General features: G+C 40.8%; 15 protein-coding genes and 1 tRNA gene. 10 read left to right on the top strand and 6 right to left on the bottom strand.

The genetic code is table 11. From position 1 onward, the window contains the following. Window positions 1-8 precede the first annotated feature (8 nt). The 6 genes from NYE35_RS24840 (at window position 9) to NYE35_RS24815 (ending at window position 7,014) form a co-directional block, all read left to right on the top strand. Window positions 9-90, top strand: a tRNA-Leu gene (locus tag NYE35_RS24840). Between the two features lie 335 nt (window positions 91-425). Continuing rightward, on the top strand, window positions 426-2,420 hold the full coding sequence (locus NYE35_RS24835; RefSeq protein ID WP_256717658.1) for an AraC family transcriptional regulator: 1,995 nt from the start codon (window positions 426-428) through the stop codon (window positions 2,418-2,420). After that, complete coding sequence (locus tag NYE35_RS24830; RefSeq protein ID WP_081382417.1) at window positions 2,407-3,456, top strand: FecCD family ABC transporter permease; 1,050 nt, start codon at window positions 2,407-2,409, stop codon at window positions 3,454-3,456. The genes NYE35_RS24835 and NYE35_RS24830 overlap by 14 nt, the downstream gene beginning before the upstream one ends. Next, window positions 3,453-4,460: a FecCD family ABC transporter permease gene (locus NYE35_RS24825; protein ID WP_076098983.1), complete on the top strand. Its 1,008-nt coding sequence runs from the start codon at window positions 3,453-3,455 to the stop codon at window positions 4,458-4,460. The genes NYE35_RS24830 and NYE35_RS24825 overlap by 4 nt, the downstream gene beginning before the upstream one ends. A 344-nt stretch (window positions 4,461-4,804) precedes the next feature. After that, a complete protein-coding gene (locus NYE35_RS24820; RefSeq protein ID WP_036687483.1) occupies window positions 4,805-5,194 on the top strand; it encodes a BlaI/MecI/CopY family transcriptional regulator in 390 nt (129 codons plus the stop codon). Window positions 5,195-5,196: 2 nt separating this feature from the next. Further along, on the top strand, window positions 5,197-7,014 hold the full coding sequence (locus NYE35_RS24815) for a M56 family metallopeptidase (protein ID WP_341122184.1): 1,818 nt from the start codon (window positions 5,197-5,199) through the stop codon (window positions 7,012-7,014). A 364-nt stretch (window positions 7,015-7,378) separates the two neighbouring features. Here NYE35_RS24815 and NYE35_RS24810 read toward each other — a convergent pair whose 3' ends face one another. The 3 genes from NYE35_RS24810 to NYE35_RS24800 form a co-directional block, all read right to left on the bottom strand. After that, a complete protein-coding gene (locus NYE35_RS24810; protein WP_341122183.1) occupies window positions 7,379-8,008 on the bottom strand; it encodes a glycoside hydrolase domain-containing protein in 630 nt (209 codons plus the stop codon). A 400-nt stretch (window positions 8,009-8,408) separates the two neighbouring features. Further along, window positions 8,409-9,698, bottom strand: coding sequence for a sensor histidine kinase (locus tag NYE35_RS24805; RefSeq protein WP_076098987.1), 1,290 nt, complete (start codon window positions 9,696-9,698; stop codon window positions 8,409-8,411). Further along, on the bottom strand, window positions 9,691-10,428 hold the full coding sequence (locus tag NYE35_RS24800; RefSeq protein ID WP_076098988.1) for a LytR/AlgR family response regulator transcription factor: 738 nt from the start codon (window positions 10,426-10,428) through the stop codon (window positions 9,691-9,693). Before NYE35_RS24800 ends, NYE35_RS24805 begins: the two co-directional genes overlap by 8 nt. A gap of 156 nt (window positions 10,429-10,584) precedes the next feature. Between NYE35_RS24800 and NYE35_RS24795 the strand changes: the two genes are divergently transcribed. From NYE35_RS24795 to NYE35_RS24780, 4 genes are all read left to right on the top strand, one after another. Further along, complete coding sequence (locus NYE35_RS24795; RefSeq protein WP_178420239.1) at window positions 10,585-11,526, top strand: ABC transporter ATP-binding protein; 942 nt, start codon at window positions 10,585-10,587, stop codon at window positions 11,524-11,526. Continuing rightward, window positions 11,523-12,305, top strand: a complete 783-nt coding sequence (locus tag NYE35_RS24790; RefSeq protein ID WP_076098989.1) for a hypothetical protein — start codon at window positions 11,523-11,525, stop codon at window positions 12,303-12,305. Before NYE35_RS24795 ends, NYE35_RS24790 begins: the two co-directional genes overlap by 4 nt. Before the next feature lie 220 nt (window positions 12,306-12,525). Next, window positions 12,526-13,326 carry an SDR family NAD(P)-dependent oxidoreductase gene (locus tag NYE35_RS24785; protein ID WP_341122508.1) on the top strand — a complete coding sequence of 267 codons (801 nt, stop codon included), beginning with the start codon at window positions 12,526-12,528 and terminating at the stop codon, window positions 13,324-13,326. Window positions 13,327-13,992: 666 nt separating this feature from the next. Further along, window positions 13,993-14,655, top strand: coding sequence for a 4'-phosphopantetheinyl transferase family protein (locus NYE35_RS24780; RefSeq protein WP_076142387.1), 663 nt, complete (start codon window positions 13,993-13,995; stop codon window positions 14,653-14,655). Between the two features lie 278 nt (window positions 14,656-14,933). Here the strand turns inward: NYE35_RS24780 and NYE35_RS24775 are convergent, their stop codons facing one another. From NYE35_RS24775 to NYE35_RS24765, 3 genes are all read right to left on the bottom strand, one after another. Next, the gene (locus NYE35_RS24775; protein ID WP_038573011.1) at window positions 14,934-15,854 is read right to left on the bottom strand and encodes an aldo/keto reductase; all 921 of its coding nucleotides are present in this window, start codon (window positions 15,852-15,854) and stop codon (window positions 14,934-14,936) included. 162 nt (window positions 15,855-16,016) lie between these two features. After that, window positions 16,017-17,207 carry an enoyl-ACP reductase FabV gene (fabV, locus tag NYE35_RS24770; protein WP_036687496.1) on the bottom strand — a complete coding sequence of 397 codons (1,191 nt, stop codon included), beginning with the start codon at window positions 17,205-17,207 and terminating at the stop codon, window positions 16,017-16,019. Window positions 17,208-17,730: 523 nt separating this feature from the next. After that, the gene (locus NYE35_RS24765) at window positions 17,731-18,666 is read right to left on the bottom strand and encodes an aldo/keto reductase (protein ID WP_341122181.1); all 936 of its coding nucleotides are present in this window, start codon (window positions 18,664-18,666) and stop codon (window positions 17,731-17,733) included. Window positions 18,667-18,766: the final 100 nt, after the last annotated feature.

Genomic DNA, 18,766 nt, shown 5'->3' with positions numbered 1-18,766 from the left:
AATACTTTGCCGGTGTGGCGGAATGGCAGACGCGCTCGACTCAAAATCGAGAGGGAAACCGTGGAGGTTCGAGTCCTCTCACCGGTACCAACTAAATCAACTCAAAGTTCATTAGATACTATATCTGATGAACTTTTTTGTTTGTTTTTTTACAATTCCGTTCATGCCTGTGCCGGAAAACTTTTGATACATCCTTCAGTTGTGAATAAGAAATTGGACTTAGTTGTACCGAGAATGATTAATGTAAGAGGATATGTGAATGAGATAGAGGCATTCCTGAGGAAGCTCCACTTCGAAGCTATAAGCAAGCATGATACTAAACAGCGATTGACAAAATAGAGGAACTACCTAATACTAATTGATAATCATTATCATTGTTGTGGAATATAATTAATTCAAATAGATTGTGGAGCAGATCGGAGTGTATGGCAAAGATGAAGCTGGAAGATCATATTTTCGCATGGAATTATGCTGCTGTTAAAGTACTTGATATTCGACATGCTGTGATGGAGCCTGGGGACAATCTGCAAGGCTATATATTACCAGCATGCGGATTTATCTACTGTGTGCGGGGTACGGCCAGCTTGAATCTCAACGGCATAGATTACGACGCAGACCGTCACTTTATTGTGCATGGTGGCAAGGGCATGAGACTAAGTATAGAGACAGGGAAGTTGTTTGAATACTATTTATTATTCTATAGAGCCTCCTTGCCAGGAAGAAAGGATTTAGCAAGACTTTTAGAACGCAGCAATCCATTTCGGATGCAGTATAGCTTCGAGTCTTTGGAGCCATTACCACTGCACTATCAACTAATGGCAATGGAACAACTTTGGGCACAAGGAAGCCAATTGGAAAGAATTCAAGTTAAAGGCTTGTTCTATCAGTTTATACATGAATTATTAAAGCAGTTCACAAAGGATGGAATTAACCTCAGGCAACCGGATGTCATTGGGCAGGTTGTCCGTTATATTGAGGAGCATTATCGTCATAATTTATCACTAGAATCTATAGCGGAGCAATTTAATTACAGCCCTCGTCATTTATCAACCCGCTTTAAAGGGGAGACGGGGTTTAGCTTGATTGAATATTTGATACGATTCCGGCTTAAACATGCAGAAGAGCTATTACGATGTACCGATGCTCCACTTCGCGATATTGCAGAAGAAGTTGGATATAGCGATGTATATTACTTCAGTCGTATGTTCAGTAAATACAATGGTCAATCTCCCATCCGGTTCCGCAAGGAAAGCAGGCAGGTGAGTTCATCGGACAATCGTCCATTTACCACCGCCAAATTCTCCATTGGCGAGCACATATCCTCCCGATATAATGTTATTGAGTATGATAATCATTATCATTACTATTACCAAAATGAAATAACCGGAGGGTCTTCACCTATGAGATTAACAAAGACGTCAAGTTTTATTGTAGCGATGCTGCTTAGCTTTACCTTGCTTTTAAGTGCATGTGGATCTGCAAGCGTTGGTTCTAATGCCACAAATTCTAATGGATCCAAAGCTTCTGAAGTTACATCATCACCAGCAAATAATTCAATTGCAGCTGACAATGTCAATAAGGAGGCTCAGACAAGAACTATCTCTACAATAAAGGGAGATATTGTTGTTCCAGCTAATCCAAAGAGGGTTGTCGTTTTATACCTTCAAGGGGATCTTGTGGCCCTCGGCATTAAGCCAGTAGGTACTTCGAGTGTTTTTGAAGGAGCGGCCTTTGCAGAAGAGCTGGGGGGGATTGAAGATCTAGGTTCATGGTATGAGCCTAATCCAGAGGCTATTATGGCAGTAAAGCCGGACTTGATCATAGCTGCTTCTGAAGAAACTTACGAAATCCTTAAGGATATTGCACCGACCGTTCCAATTCCCTATGAAAAAATGGCGACGGATGAACGTGTAATGAAGATTGGCGAGGTATTTGGTAAGGAGCAGGAGGCACAAGCTCTATTAGATAATTTCCACGAGAAGTTGGAGAAGAGCAAGCAGCAGCTTGATGAACTTGGAATTTTGGATAAGACAGTAACCATTATCGAAGGCGGAAAAAAAGAGATGGCGGTGATCGATAGCAAGCTTTATGGAAGGGGCTCTCAGATCATTTATGAATATTTAGGGCTAAAAGCACCAGAGATTCTTCAGAAAAAGATTGATGGCAGAGAGAAGGCTACTGGAGGGTTTGTTTCCTTAGAGGTGTTACCAGAGTATATAGGAGACTTCGTGTTCCGCTCTGTATGGGATGGTGCTGATGATTTGTCGGACAATCCAATTTGGAACAGCATTCCAGCAATTAAAGAAGGTAGATTGATCGAAATTGGGTTTGATTTTTCATATTATTCCGATATCTACTCTCTTGATAAGCAACTAGATTTTGTAGTAGAGAAGCTAGTGTCAGCGTATGAAAAAAAATAGAAGGCTAGATGATAGAACAACCGTTATCCCTGATTTAAGAGGGAAATCGTATTTCGGTCTGTTTCTACTCCTAGGGATACTGCTGCTGCTGCTTTCAGTAGCAGCTTCTATCTCATTTGGCTCTGCTTCCATGAGCCTGAAGATGGCATGGACAGCGATTTTTAATTTTGATCCTGAACTGACCGAGCATCAGATTATTCATGCCCTTCGTATTCCGCGTACAGCAGCTGATATTATTGCGGGGATGTGTCTCGCGGTAGCAGGAGCGGTTATGCAGGGCTATACGCGAAATCCCTTAGCAGATTCCGGATTAATGGGAGTGAATGCAGGAGCAGCTCTTGCAATGGCCGTTACACTGGTTTTTCTTCCAGGGCAACTGCAGACAACAACCCTGCTGGTTAGCTTTATTGGCGCAGGACTTGGAGCAGGATTAACGTATCTTGCCGCTTCATTGAATCGTTCAGGAATGACACCTCAACGACTGGTGCTAGCTGGAATATCAATTACAATGCTATTTGGAGCTGTGGGGTCATTTATCTCATTAAACTATGGAATTGGTCGTGCCCTTGCTTATTGGACTTCGGGTAGTGTGGCTGGAGCAACATGGGTGGAAATTAGGCTAGTTATACCTTGGTTCTTAGGTGGACTGGCTTTGTCACTATTCATTGCACGCTCTATCACTATTTTAAACTTGGGGGAAGAGATCGCGAAAGGCTTCGGGCAACGGATCGTTCTCGTTAAGATGATAGCTACGCTTGCGGTCCTTTTACTAGCGGGTGTAGCTGTTGCACTTGTAGGGCCAATCGGCTTTGTAGGGTTAATTATTCCGCATATTATGCGTTTTTTTGTAGGTGTAGATTATCGTTATATTATTCCGGCATCAGCCATTTACGGCGGCGCACTTATGGTTGTAGCGGATATCGCTGGAAGGCTGATTAATCGTCCGGCAGAGACAGCACTGGGCATTATTTTTGCAATGATTGGTGTTCCTTTCTTCTTGCTAATTGCGAGCAAAGAGAGGAGAGCCTTCAAATGAATGTTGTTAAATCGCATAAGGCTACAATATGGATTCTATCTCTTTTAATACTGCTTATTGCAGGAGCTATTCTTAGTCTTAATATGGGAAAGGTGTCCCTCAATCCACTTGAAGTATTTCAAGTATTGCTTGGACAAGGTCCAGAGGAGCATAATCTCGTTGTTTATAAGTTTCGTCTTCCTCGGATCGTATTAGCGATACTTGTTGGATTTGGGATGGCACTGGCAGGTGCAGTTATGCAGGCTTTGCTGCGCAATGATCTGGCTGATCCCGGCATGCTTGGTATTAGCTCAGGTTCAGGTCTTATGGTGTTGCTGATTATCTCAACGGTAAGCATTCAAGGCGCCGCTATAACATTATTACTGCCGTCTATGGCATTCTTAGGCGGTCTGCTGGCAGCAGCTCTGATCTATGTTCTAGCCTATAGAAAACGTCGTATGATTTCTTCTACACGACTTGTCTTGACTGGTGTTGCAATCAATATGGGATTTAGTGCGCTGTCGCTATTCCTGACTTTAAAGCTTGATGACCAGAAGTATGAGTTTGCGCAGCGTTGGCAAGCAGGATATTTATGGGGGGACAAGTGGTCTTATATCAGCTTGTTGGCACCTTGGGTATTGCTGCTATTCGCATATATTCTTTCTAATTTCAGGACATTGAACGTCTTGGTGCTAGGCAACGAAATTTCGATAGGATTAGGAGTCGCTGTAAAGAAGAAATTTTTGCGCTTGGCAATTGCGGCTGTAGGCATAGCTTCTGGCTGTGTAGCGCTCGGGGGCTCGATCTTCTTTATTGGATTGATTAGTCCGCATGTGGCTCGCAAGCTGGTAGGTCACGACTACAAAGTTCTTCTACCTACTTCAGCGCTTATTGGTGCGCTATTGCTGCTTGTAGCGGATACGATTGCTCGAACGGTCAGCTTTAAGTCAGATATTCCCGCAGGAATTATTGTAACAATGCTGAGTGTGCCTTACTTCCTATATCTATTGATGCGTTCAAAATAAATATCGATAGGTTCCATTCCTCTCACCGGTATACTAAAAAGGTCTATAAAATTGCTTAATAAGCGATTTTATAGACCTTTTTCATTTTCAGAGCTTATTGAATTTCTAATAGGAGCATTAGGTTTTCCTCTACTACTACTTCTGAATTACCCTATTTCCAAAGTTCTAGTGTATACCGTTAGCTTCGCATTCGATGATTTAGCATTGATACTATAAAGTGCAAACCTTTTCCTACTTTTCAACGTCTCTAATTTATAGAAACAAAAGAAAAGATGACTTGCATTTTATTTATACAGTTGTATAATAGAAGCAGTTATACAACTGTATAATATGGAGGTTGATTCATGATTAATGAAATTAAGAAGCTACCTGATGCAGAGTTAGAAATTATGCTTGTCATTTGGAAAACTGGGAATCCAGTGAGTTCTTCCTACATATCGAATCAATTACGTAATAAACGAAATTGGGCTTTGGCTACTTTAATGACGGTACTTTCGCGACTCGTTGATAAAGGATTTCTGTATTGTGAAAAGGAGGGACGGAGCAATAGTTATCGTGCAGCCATCTCAGAAACGGATTATAAGGAATGTGAAGGGAAATCTACTCTTGAAAAACTATTCGGTAATTCTATTCAAGATATGGTGATGTCGCTGTACAATGGCAAGGCTATCGATAAAAATGATCTTGCAGAACTGCGTGAAATGCTTGACCGGGTAGAAAGAGAGGATTCCTGATAATGACCAGCCTTTTTTTGGATTTTTTAATAATTTCAGTAACGACAAGTCTAATGATTTTCATTTTAATGTTCTTGTCTCCATGGTTAAGCAAAAACTATTCGGCAAAATGGAAATATTGGATATGGATGATTTTGACTATACGCTTGCTACTTCCATTTAACATTTCGTTTGCCAATAATGTCGTACGGATTCCGCTTCCTGATAGCTCAAAGATAAATACAGTGTTTCAAGACATTCCCTCCAACAGCATACAAATTGATGTGTCAGGGATTTCTCATCCTGTTCAGCAGGCCGCATCGTTAAATCATATACCATCTCTTATGGACATCTTAACTTGGCTCTGGTTTTCCGGGTTCGTACTTTTTTTGCTTTATCATTTTACCAGTTACTACTTTTTCAGAAAACAGTCTCTTCGTTGGAGTAATTCTCTTTTAAGTGACCAGATGGTATTGAAAATAAACCAAGTTTATAAAGAAATGAAAATAAAATTATCCATCACCGTTTTAATTAGTGAAAAGGTTCCAAATCCAATGTTAGTTGGTTTTTACAAGCCGATTCTCTTCTTGCCGCATGATCAATATAACGATGAAGAGCTTGAATTTATCTTCAAGCATGAGTTAGTTCATTATAAGAGACATGACATTATATATAAGATACTCCTCTTAATTGTACATGCAATTCATTGGTTTAATCCTTTCGTGTGGTTCATGGTACGCCAAGCAGGACGTGAAATTGAAATTTACTGTGATGAGACGGTAGTGGGTACACGAAGCTTATCTTACCGTAAAAAATATTGTGAGGCTATCTTATCTGTCATACAGAATTCGGATCCCCGCTTTTTGGCTTTATCAACTAACTTTTCAGGAGGGGAAATTTCTATGAAAGAGCGATTTATATCTATTCTTAATACGAAGAAAAAACGAAACGGCATCACTCTATTTTATACCGTCCTGCTTTTGATCGGGGTAATCAGCGTGTTGGCGTCGTGCACTAATATAAAAGGCACCGAATTCATCAAACCCGGCACGATCTATTCCATTGGCTTTGATGGGGAGCAAGTTGTTGTTAATGATGCTGGCAATTCGTACTCCATAGATGCAGAGGGGAATGTTTCTGTTTCATATCGGAATGGAGATGTTAAAGCAAATGTGCCATTAAAATTGGATACGACCGGAGGGGTTCTGGGAATGGGGCAAGAGAACACCGGTTATTTTATATCCGAGGATAAAACAGCTATTGTTTATGGTTTTGCAGATGGAAAATCATTGCCGCTGCATGTTTTAATCAGTAATGATAAGGGACAGACATGGAATGACTATCCTATTCCTGGAGCAATGGGATATGAAACAAAATTTATCGGTTTCACGAATAAAAATGATGGTTGGCTGGTCAGTGGTGCTTCACAAGGAGTTGGGAGTGCGCTGAATTATGTATATCAAACCTCTGACGGAGGTAAGACGTGGAAAGAGATAGGCAATCCAAATGATATTTATTCGGAACATTTGACCGGCGTGGGATTTTCTAGTTCGGATATCGGGTTTTTAGGGTACAGATATTATATGGATGAGGGTCCTGTAATTTATTGGACCAAAGATCAGGGGCAAACTTGGGAAAGGCTTGCTGTATCGCTTCCAGAAAAGTTTGATAAATATAAAAAAAATCCCCTTTCTCCTATCTTTAATAGAAAGGAAGGACTGTTCCCTATCTCGTTAATTGATCAAGATACCGGTGTGGCAGGAACTATATATCTTACCAGTAAAGATGAAGGAATCACTTGGGTTTATGATGAAGCTTATGATAAGCTTCTAAATCCTTAAAAAAAGCGGCCATTGGAATGGCCGCTTTTTGATTGTCCAATGGGATCTCAGATAATGGAAAAATAGATACGATGAATACTAATTCCCGAACTAAAATCAAAAAGGCTTCTATCCTAAAGTATGCCTAAGGATAGAAGCCTATGAGAGAAATATTCGAAAAGAGTATTAGCGAATTGTAAGGGATCCAATTTTGCAACGTTCATTGATTAAAAAATAACATGAATCCAATGAATTGATATGTTGTATTACAGATGCAACTTCTTATAGGATATTATAGGGTATCAAGCGGTACATGCAGCAGTGAGAAAATTCGGAGGCTAAAGGATCCCTTCTATTTGTTTCTCAATTTGAATAAAATAGGTTACTATTTCCAACCCCCTCCTCCATGAGAAGATGACTCTACGTAATCAATCTTAATCTGACCGTTGCCTGAGCCAAGCGTGGTGTTAAAATTATATTGACGTAAGTTCCAATCATTGAAAGTCCCTGCCCAGCTATTATCGACGATAAAAGTATAACGTGTCGTAGCTGAGAAGGAGCCGCGGATGTAGGCACAAACAGCTCTTGAACCGTAGATTCCCACTTTATAACCGTTAGGATTTTGAGTGCTGCTGTTTAGAACTGACATTATCCCTTGGAAATAAGGCACAACATTTCCAGTAATTTGAGTAGTGGTCATATCGCGATCCACGGCGAAATAAATCGGAGTGGCATTCGTTTGTCCGAAGTCATTTGCCAATTCCACAGCATCTTTCGCATCACTAACACCCTGTGCATTCGTAAAGTAACTGACAGTTGTTCCACCTTTGTTTTCATAAAGGGATACTATGAACAGCCCAGCATTAGAAATTCGTGTAATCTCAGCATCTGTAAGTCCGTCATGAGAACCTTCTACACGCTTCAGGTATCGTCCAACAAATGTAAAGTTATTATTTTGAAGTGTCATCAATCTTGCTGAAGTAACGTTTGTTGCAGTATCACAACCCAGTACCAATGTGGTTTCCTTCTTTCAAATTATTAGATAGATTTCTTTAAACTGCATTCATAAGACCTCTATGAGAAAGATTGGCGCCAACCTAAAATAGTATATGAGAAATAGTTCACAAGTTCTTGGGGGAATAAATTAGTAGATATAAAAGAGGCAATTGACTTTAGTTGGATATGAGGTACAACCGTGCTAGATTCATTGTTTGAGGAGTAACTAGCATATTTATAAATCTAATTTAGAAAAAGAAGAACAGATCTGCATTTTTATTGAGATTTTTATTAAATTTCGCTTAAGTTTGTTAGGGGAGAGTTGGTTTTCTCCTAGTGCATTTCGTTCTCTTTCTAATGTCCAACTGTGGAGGTTCGATTCATCTCACTGTTAACTAAAAAAGAACAACCTATTGTACTTACGATAGGCTGTTCCTTTTTTTACAGGCGACCATAAAAAGAACAATTTCGACTTGAAATAGATTATTGTTATATGAAATATCTACTAAGCCATTACTATCCTCTACGACCTTCTGGATACTTTTTAAGCCTATACCATGACCGGATTTATTAGTTTTTGTGGAGCAGATGTCGCCAAAACGATTCGTATGAATTTCATTCACATAAGGATTCTGAATCCGGATGAACAAGCTTTCATTAAGATAATGCATATGTATGGTTATATAGCACTCTTCATTTCTTTTATCGCAACAAGCTTCAATGGCATTGTCCAGTGCATTTCCTAAAATCACACTGATAACTGTGGTGTCGAGCGTCAGCTGTGCAGGGATGTTCAAGTCTAACTTGAAGGGGATCTGATGCTTTTCAGCGACCTGTTGCTTGTAGTTGATAATGGAATCAATAATCGTATTCCCGCTATTACTAACGCCTATTGGATTGTCTATTTGCCCCAGTAAGTTGTCCAACTCATTCAGATTGGCAGCTTCACCGGATTGTACCTTTGCGCGTAAACCTATGAGAATATTTTTAATATCATGCTGGAACTTAAAAGATTCTTCCTGTATTTCTTTTGTCAAAAGATATTGATTTACATAGTAAGCATTTTGTTGCTCAAGTAAGTAACTTTGGTTCTGCGCAGATTGGATAACTAACATACGGTCGCATAAGATAAATATCAATAAATTTATAATGAGTAGTCCTGTGGACAGGATTGGAACAAGGGTAGGGAAGGACTGCATATAAAGGCTGGATGCGAAGCTGTAGATCCCTAGTGTGCTTATAGAAGGGCAAATAAATAAAAGAACCCAATACCATTTAGATAACCCGCCATTTCCAAAGGCTTTAGCTACGCGCACGGATACAAAAGCTAATATAAACATCAGCAGCTTGGAAAGAAACTGGTTCAGAATATATCCCTTTGTCGAGTAAAATAGGGGCAGTGATAACTCACTAAGCGTAATAAGCGCAACCAGAAAAAGAGCGGCAACGATCCGCCATTTGATATTTCCATTATAAAAAAAGGATAAGAGAGCAATCAGGCCAATATTGAGTGTGAGTAGGATTGAGCCTGGCAGTGAGCTATAGTGCAGAAAGACAATACAGAGGAAATATAGGGAGTACACGATAACAAGATTGGCTTTGGTGGTAAGTCGGCTAACGAAACAGTGACTGTAGAAGTAATGAATGATGATAGGTAAAAGTGGAAGCGTTACTAGATAAAATAACTCCTCCAGAAAGATATTATCCAACAAGACTCCCCCTGAATTTCAGATATTTTTTCTTGAAATCGGCACTGTATTTTGCACTAATGGGTAAGGCTTCGCCATTTAGGAGAATTACTCCCTGGTTCCTGATTTCTTTAATAAAGTAAAAGTTAACGATGTAGGATTGATGGATTCGAACAAAATCGCTCACCGGAAGCTTCTGCTCTTCCTCGTTTAGTGTACTGTAGTAGTCATGTTGATCGTTGCAGGAATAAAGAATAATTCTCCGCCGGTTGCTTTCCAGATAGATGATATTTCGATAGGGGATTAGAATTTCTTTTCCTTTTTGCTGTAGTGATAAGAAGTTTTTTTTGCCTTGCTGGAGCTTGCGAATTACTTTTTCAATCGTAGAAATCAGTTTGTGCTTAAATATCTCTGAATCGATAGGTTTCTTGATAAATCCCGAGGGCTGAACATCGAAGAGTTGCAGATGATATTCATCATGACTAGAGACATAGATAAGCTGCACTAGATCATTTTCATCATTTCCCCGCAGTACATACCCAGCTTTTATTCCATCCATATCCGCCATTTCAATGTCCATAAAAATAATATCAAACGCGCAGGCCTCTTGAATGGCCTTAGTGAAGCTTTCGCCGGAATAAAAGATCGAGACCTCTATTTTCCTTGTGAAATTAGGTTGAGTCTCCAGAATAAGTCTCTCTATTAATTCAGTAGTGGGAAAGTCATCATCACAGACAGCAATACGTATCACTTTATCATTCCTTTCGACAAGAATTGTCCAAAATATCCGGGAATTTGTCGACCATATAAGTCACATTATACAAATCCTTCTTAATAATTACATTAACTAACTTGATTGTTACAGTTTGAATGTAGTGTCCATGGCAACATGTTAGGATGTGGAAAAGTGAAAAGAGGAGTGTTTGATTTGACGCAAACGATCTTTGAGGCCAGAGGTTTAAGCAAACAATACGGAGAGTCTTTTGCGCTTCAGGATGTCTATATGACAATTGGGGTAGGAGATATTTATGGGTTTGTTGGCGAAAATGGGGCAGGTAAAACTACATTAATGAAAATTATAGGCGGATTGGTACATCCGACACATGGTGAAATCTCTCTTTTTGAAAAAAAGGACAAAAAAGCTGTTCACGAGGCGAGGCGAAAGGTTGGATTTCTAATTGAAAGGCCAGCGCTTTATCCTAATCTAAATGCCAAGCAAAATCTTACGTTTTATTGTCGTGCGTTTGGGATTAAGGATAAGAGCAGAATTGCGGAAGTATTGCAGGCAGTTTCTCTGGCAGATGCCGGTTCTAAGCTAACCTCAGAATACTCCCTTGGGATGAAACAACGTTTAGGTCTGGCTATTGCTCTACTTAACGATCCCAAATTTCTGGTATTGGACGAGCCTATTAATGGTCTTGATCCGTCAGGCATTGTAGAAGTGCGAAAGATCCTGGAGAAGCTTTCCAAAGAACAAGGAGTGACTATACTGATCTCCAGTCATATTTTAAGTGAGTTGCAGCTACTAGCGACCCAATACGGTTTTATTCATAAAGGAAGGTTAATCAAAGAAGCTTCTGCGGAGGAACTCTTACATACGGCGGAAACAAAGATCTGTATTCGAACGGCTGATCCCGCAGCGACACTTCAGATTTTAAAAAGTGAACTCCAACTAGAAACCATTACGATCACCGAAGCTGGAGAAATTCAAATTCCTAAAGAGAATACAAATCTGGAAGAGCTGATGTCTCTTTTTCTGACGCAGGGCATCCATATTGAAGGGATTAACCTGTCGGCTCCAAATCTTGAGAACTATTATATGGATCTAATTGCTGGAGGTAACGAATGAGGAATTTTCTTAAGGCTGAAGCTTATTATGTAACCAAAGATCCTATTTTCAAGGGGATAAGTCTTCTTTTGCTGTTTGGAAGTGCCTTATTACTGGTTTGGATGGGGGTACAAGTAGGATTTGATATAGATGGTCCTTTAGAGCCTTTAATCACTAGCATTCAGTTATCTTTTTTTCTGTATTTCATCATTCCGATTTACGTTTGTTTTTTTGCTACCGAGGGATTTGAGTATGGGTCGGTCCAAACCATTATCGCTTCGGGTCAGCGCAGGTCATTATATTTGCTGGGAAAATATCTAACCGAATTAAAAGTTGTAGTATGGTGGGTAATTCAATTTTTTGGTCTTTTTTATGTATTGTACATGCTGGCAGCGTTTGTTACGGGTTCCCATATCGGAAATGAAAGCTTAGAGGGGAAGTTTATCGTTGCTATGGGGGCTATTGGATTCAATATTTTGTATCTCGCAGCTTATTCCGCTGTCGTACTGTTGTTAGGAGTATTGATGAAAAAATCGGCTACCGCTGTAATTGCCACTTTTGTTTTTGTATTTGGCGATTTTCTGCTCAGTGGTTATCTTAAAGACTCTTCGTATGTATATCTGCGAGTGATTTCTGAAAATACGCTAACGACGCAAATTTTTAAATTCTCTGCTGTAAATTCACATGAGATATATACCCTAAACGAGGGTATTCGTATGATCCTAATTCCTGTTGTAATCATAGGGGTTTGCTTGAGCGTTGCTTTAATTTCTTTTGAAAAGAGAGATGTGCATCTATAGAGAGGAAGGATGAATTATGAAAAAGCATAACAAAAGAACAACTGTGATCTTAAGTATTTCGGTAGTAGTTATAATTTTTTGTGTTCTTTTTGTGAGTATACGAATATCTTGACGCTGTCTATCTAGTTTAATTAGAATGTGAGGATTGAATCTCTCCGTCATATCCTATGAATACGGAAGTGATTTGTGATAAATAATAGAGCATATTTATTAAGGAGGGATTGATACGAAGCTTCATCTAGAAGGAAAAACAACATTAGTTACCGGATCCACCTCCGGCATCGGAAAAGCGATCGCAAAATCTCTGGTACGGGAAGGTGCCGCTGTACTTGTGAATGGTCGTCATGCGGATAAAGTAAAACAAACTATAGAAGAAATACGCGCAGAGCATCCGAAAGCAGCGCTGTATCCGGCTGTGGCCGATCTGGGAACCGAGGAAGGATGTCGCAAGCTTATCGAGGAATACCCAATGGTCGATATTCTTATTAATAACTTAGGGGTTTTTGAACCCGCTGAATATTTTGATATTCCGGATGTAGAATGGTTTAAATTTTTTGAGGTTAATGTGATGAGTGGGGTCAGACTTAGCCGCCATTATCTGCAGCGCATGCTTGAAAAGAATGAGGGTAGAGTGATTTTCATAGCCAGTGAAGCAGCAATTATGCCTTCTCAGGAAATGGCGCACTATAGTGCGACTAAGACAATGCAGCTATCACTCTCCCGCAGTTTGGCCGAATTGACCAAAAGTACCAAGGTAACTGTGAATACCGTCATGCCGGGCTCCACATTAACTGAAGGTGTAGAAACCATGTTGAATACCTTGTATCCAGAGGAAAATCTGACGATTGAGGAAGCGGAGATCCGATTTATGAAGGAGAATCGTCCGACCTCTATTATTCAACGTTTGATCCGGCCAGAAGAAATCGCCGATTTAGTCGTCTTTTTAAGCAGTCCTTTATCATCGGCTATCAATGGTTCAGCCTTTCGGATTGACGGAGGATTAGTGCGAAATGTATTCTAACTTTTAAATTTAGCGAGTTATGAAACTGCTGTTGCTATAAAGCCAATGCATAAGGATCGCATAAAAAAAGCCACGGCGTACGTTATTAACGTACGCCGTGGCTTTAGGTGTTGTGCGCCCGGCATGGGCGATAACTTGGCGGTGAGAATCCGTTACAGGCTTGGTAGTAGGAATTGTTAGCCAAAGGCAAGGGTGTCCGCCGCTAGGCAGAATCTGAAGGAAGCCGAAGGCAACCCTCGGGCTGACGAACAGAAATCACATACAAGGCATCATGGCCGGTTGAACCGCTGTATACCGAACAGTACGTACGGTGGTGTGAGAGGTCGGCTACCCTATTTATGGGTGGCCTCCTACTCGATCAAGCATGTGTCTATACTGATAGCTGAAAAAGTTTATATCATTTACAAAAATTTTATAAGGGAGAATAATGAGTTGAAAAAAGGGGGCCGCCCTGATGTTTTGTCTGTCTGCAATCCCATGATTAATTTTATTGATTGTGATATTATAGCAATTAGTGGGAAAAGTAGGGATATTTTATTTTGGATAGAAATGATAAAAAATATGGCTTGGCTGTTGTAATCATAATGCTGAGGAAACGGAGGAAGGGAGTTTATTAAACAAACTATTAAAGACGTAGAGATTTATGCTGTTAAATTACCCGTAAAAATGAACGATCAAATGGTTCTAAAACTTATCTCCACTCTCCCTGCTGAAAAACAAAAACGTATCAACCGTTTTGTGAGGAAAGAGGATGGAATACGGACGTTGGCGGCCGAGATCCTTTCTAGACTTTTAATCTGTCGCAGGCTGAGTATTAAGAACAGTGCGATTGAGTTGGAATATAATCATTATGGAAAGCCACTAATAAAAGGTAATATGAATCTGTATTTTAATAACTCCCATTCTGGTGAGTGGGTGGTCTCCGCAATTTCCGATACACCAGTGGGGACAGACGTGGAAAGGATAAGCGAAATAAATATTGGAATTGCTGAACGCTTTTTTTCACCGTGTGAATTTAACGATCTTATGCAAAAAGAAGGAGAAGATAGACTAAAATATTTTTTTGATTTATGGACCCTCAAAGAGAGTTATATCAAAGCTATAGGCATAGGGCTATCCCTACCTCTCTCATCCTTTACTATTAGTCTAAAAGGTGACAAGGTTTCAATTAATACACAAAATGAGTTGAATTGTTTCTTTTTTAGGCAGTACATCATAGATTCGGGTTATCGGCTGGCATTGTGTTCGGCGTATGATAGATTTCCAAATCAAGTTGAAATTGTAAACTTTAATGAAATAGCAGAAGTATTCTTGAATTATTACAATTAAAATAATTTATTAGAGCCGGAAAAGTTAAACCTGCTTCCATGGATTATTATCCCTCAAAGTTTCTTCCGGCTCAATGGTCTTGTAAACATGTGTTGAGTTCTTTTTCTCTCATTATATTAATGTACATTTAAATCTCCTTAATCAAGTTTTTTCTCTTTTGTGAGTATACGAATATCTTGACGCTGTCTATCTAGTTTAACTAGAACGTGAAGATTGAATCGCTCTCTGGCAAAAAAGCCACGGCGTACGTTAATAACGTACCTCGTGGCTTTAAGTGTTTATGGAAGGACATTGCCGGCAGCACGGTAGATTTCATACCATTCTTGCCGAGTGAGAGTTATATCGGAAGCTTTGGCAATATCACGCAAGCGCTGTGTATTAGTTGTGCCAACGACAGGCTGCATATTTGCCGGATGTCTGAGAATCCATGCGATGGCAATAGCTGTATTGGTTACGTCTTTTTCAGCTGCTAAGCGGTTAATGACCTCGTTCAATTCAGGGAACTTATCGTTATCTAAGAATACGCCTTCAAAGAAGCCATATTGGAAAGGCGACCAAGGCTGAATGGTCATGTCATGCAGGCGACTGTACTCCAAAATCCCGCCATCATGGACAACCGAACCGGAGTTAGTCATATTCACATTGAAACCTGTATCAATCATGCCAGTGACCATAATGCTCAATTGCAGCTGGTTGAACAGCAGCGGTTGCTTTACATTTTTCTTCAGCAGCTCGATTTGCAACGGGTTCTGGTTGCTGACACCAAAGTGTTTGACCATACCTTTGCTTTCCAGAATATCAAAAGCCTCAGCGACTTCTTCTGGCTCGAACAGCGTATCAGGCCGGTGAAGCAGTAGGACGTCGATATAGTCTGTTTTCAAGCGCTTAAGGCTGCCTTCAACGGATTGCAGGATATGTTCCTTGGAGAAATCAAAAAAACCGTTGCGGATTCCGCATTTGGTTTGGATCATCATTTTATCACGCATACCCGGATTGTTCTCCAGTACGCCTGCGAATACTTCTTCGGCTTTGCCAGCTGCGTAGATGTCAGCGTGGTCAAAAAAGTCTATTCCGAGCTCTAGGGCACTATGTACATGTGTATCTGCTTCTTTTGCAGATAGATCAGCAATCCGCATACAGCCAAGCGAAATTTGTGACACCTCAAGTGCGCCGTTTGCTACACTAATTTTTTTAACCAAAAGTGACTCACTCCTTTGAATGTTAGTAGAACATGCAGTATTCAATCAAACCATATCATAAAGAGGGGAGGTAAGCCAATGTCTGTCTAAAAGAGAAAGAGGTTATCTCATCAGTAGAATTCACTACTTCAGAGACAACCTCATTTGTCTATAGGTCAGTTATTAATACATATTTGGAATGTCGACATTAGGATCAATGTCAGCTTCGTAATCTACACCCTCTGTTCTAAAACCAAACAGGTTAAAGAAATCTTGGCGGTAGCCTTCAAGATCAGCAAGCTCACCTGCATTGTCGGTTGTCAGCTCGTCCCAACGTTTCATAACCTCAGTCTGAACATCCTCACGCATTTCCCAGTCATCAATTCGGATCAAGCAGCCCCCGTCAGCAGTAGCTTCGCCCCCACTGTAAAGATGCTCAGAGAATAAACGGTACATTTGTTCAATACAGTTCTCGTGCAGCCCTTTTTCCTTCATAACTTCATACAATGCAGAGATATAAAGCGGGACTACAGGAATTGCGGAGCTGGATTGGGTTACCAGAGCTTTGTTCACGGAAACAAAAGCACGTCCACCTTGAGTGGACAGGCGATCATTCAATTGGATCGCTGTTTGTTCCAGATCATGTTTGGCTTGACCAATCGTTCCGTCGCGATAGATAGGGTGAGTGATTTCAGGCCCGATGTAGGAGTAAGCAACGGTTGTAGCTCCATCGGCAAGCACGCCAGCTGCTTGAAGCTGATCGATCCACATTCTCCAGTCTTCGCCGCCCATAACTGCGATGGTCTGACGTACTTCCTCTTCTGAGGCAGGCTCAATAGTGGTCATGGAAACTTCACCTGTGTGGAAGTTCAAGGTTTTGTTCGAATAAGCGGTTCCCACCGGTTTAATGACGGAGGAGAAGGTTTCTCCTGTTACCGGATGAGTGCGGCGTGGTGAAGCGACACTATAGACAACTAAATCAACTGTGCCATATTCAGCTTTAATCAATTCAATGGTCTTCTCTTTGATAGCATCGGAGAAGGCATCGCCAACTATGCTGTGAGATTTAAGTCCAAGCTGCGCTGCTTGTTGTTCAAAAGCTGCGGAGTTGTACCAGCCAGCAGAAGCTGTACGTTGACCTTCAGCAGCTTTATCAAAGAAAACACCAATAGTGTTGGCTCCAGCACCGAAAGCGGCTGAAATTCTGGAAGCTAGTCCGTATCCGGTAGAAGCACCAATGACTAGTACATTAGCGGGTCCCTCAATTTTCTTTTGTGCTTTTACATATTCAATTTGTTGTTGTATTTGTTTGGCGCATCCCTCTGGATGGGCTGTTGTACATATAAATCCGCGAGTTTTAGGTTGAATAATCATCAAGGAATTCCCCTTTTTATAATAATTAAAGTCCAATGTTACTTCAGAGAAAGTATAGCAAACAATATTTACTAATACAAAGAATTTAGGATATTGGAGAAGAATGACTGCTCTCCACTACGATCGACTGCCATCCGCTGCCGCTTACGGACCCAGATGACGTTATATGCAAATTTATCGCCTTTTCAGCAGGGTTTCGGACCCCAGAGACGTTATTGCTTAGAAAAAGGTTCATATTAGGTGTATTTTGTGCCAATAGAGGATATGAGGTCCGTTGGAATTCCAAATGTGCAATAATACTGCGTTACGGGTCAACTGTGTCCGATAGGGCATTGTGCGGGGAGCTGTGATAGGTCGATCGAACGAACGTACGAAGGAAATAAAACGAACGAATGACGAATCTTACGAATCATGGCAATCGAACTATCTAACCTGAATCATCGGATGAACCAAAGCACAAAAGGGGCTGCCCCAGCAGCCATTTCGTGGCCATGGGACAACCCCTTAATCTAATGAGGCTAGATTACACCTTAAATATAGAATCTATAGTTTTGATCTCTTCTGGGGTCAGCTGCACCTTCAGCGTCTCTAAGTTGGAAACGATCTGCTCAGGACGTTTGGCGCCCGGAATAAGCACATCGATGGAAGGTACGGTCAAATACCAGGCAAGTACGACATGTGCGACTTCGACACCTTTAGCATTGGCAATCTGGCGGACCTTGTCCACCTTCTCCAGATTCTTGGCAAAGGTCTCCCCTTGAAATAGCGGGTCATTTTTTCTAATGTCGCTGAATGTATCGCCTTGCTTATATTTGCCGCCCAGCAGGCCCGACGCAAGTGGGAAATAGGGCACGAAAGAAATGCCATGCTCCTGCGTATAAGGCAGCAAATCTTGTTCCGCATCACGATGCAGCAGATTGTAGTGGGATTGAAGAACATCCACATGACCGTCTTTGTTGGCTTCTTTCAGCTGATCAATGGAGAAGTTAGACACCCCGATGGCTCTAATCTTTCCTTCATCCTTCAGCTTCTTAAGTTCACCTACAGCTTCGTCCTTAGGTGTGTTTTCATCAGGGAAATGAATATAGTAAAGATCAATATAATCGGTCTGGAGGCGTTTCAAGCTGTCTTCCACAGACTGTCTTAGAAAAGCTGGAGAGTTGTCGAGTGTAATCTTGTCACCGGTAATCACGTGAGCGCCTTTAGTAGCAATGACCACATTGTCGCGGACGCCTCTTTCCTTCAGCACTTCGCCAATCAGTTCCTCGGATCTTCCTGGTCCATAAATAAAGGCGGAATCAATAAAATTAATCCCATGATCCAGAGCGCTGCGCACGATATTTCTGCCGGTTTCATCATTTAAACCCGGAAATAAATTATGCCCGCCAACAGCATTGGCACCCAGACCCAGTGGGAGAACCTGCAGATTGGTTTTTCCTAAAGTTATTTTATTAGCCATAATCAATAGTCAGCTCCTTAAAATATAATACGTACTATATTAAGTATAGAGAATAACTGAGGTCAGGACAAATTTTCGCCTTCCAGCTTTATACATGAAT

Origin of the sequence: Paenibacillus sp. FSL L8-0494, from assembly GCF_038003695.1 — a bacterium.
Lineage (GTDB): Bacteria > Bacillota > Bacilli > Paenibacillales > Paenibacillaceae > Paenibacillus_AQ > Paenibacillus_AQ odorifer.
This window is presented reverse-complemented; position numbering and strand designations above follow the sequence as displayed.

Bases quoted from the DNA above. Each gene is read 5' to 3' on its own strand.
- fabV (WP_036687496.1), bottom strand. From the start codon at position 17,207: ATGATTATTCAACCTAAAACTCGCGGATTTATATGTACAACAGCCCAT.
- NYE35_RS24790 (WP_076098989.1), top strand. From the start codon at position 11,523: ATGAGGAATTTTCTTAAGGCTGAAGCTTATTATGTAACCAAAGATCCT.
- NYE35_RS24815 (WP_341122184.1), top strand. From the start codon at position 5,197: ATGACCAGCCTTTTTTTGGATTTTTTAATAATTTCAGTAACGACAAGT.
- NYE35_RS24780 (WP_076142387.1), top strand. From the start codon at position 13,993: ATGAACGATCAAATGGTTCTAAAACTTATCTCCACTCTCCCTGCTGAA.
- NYE35_RS24825 (WP_076098983.1), top strand. From the start codon at position 3,453: ATGAATGTTGTTAAATCGCATAAGGCTACAATATGGATTCTATCTCTT.
- NYE35_RS24830 (WP_081382417.1), top strand. From the start codon at position 2,407: ATGAAAAAAAATAGAAGGCTAGATGATAGAACAACCGTTATCCCTGAT.
- NYE35_RS24765 (WP_341122181.1), bottom strand. From the start codon at position 18,666: ATGGCTAATAAAATAACTTTAGGAAAAACCAATCTGCAGGTTCTCCCA.
- NYE35_RS24820 (WP_036687483.1), top strand. From the start codon at position 4,805: ATGATTAATGAAATTAAGAAGCTACCTGATGCAGAGTTAGAAATTATG.
- NYE35_RS24835 (WP_256717658.1), top strand. From the start codon at position 426: ATGGCAAAGATGAAGCTGGAAGATCATATTTTCGCATGGAATTATGCT.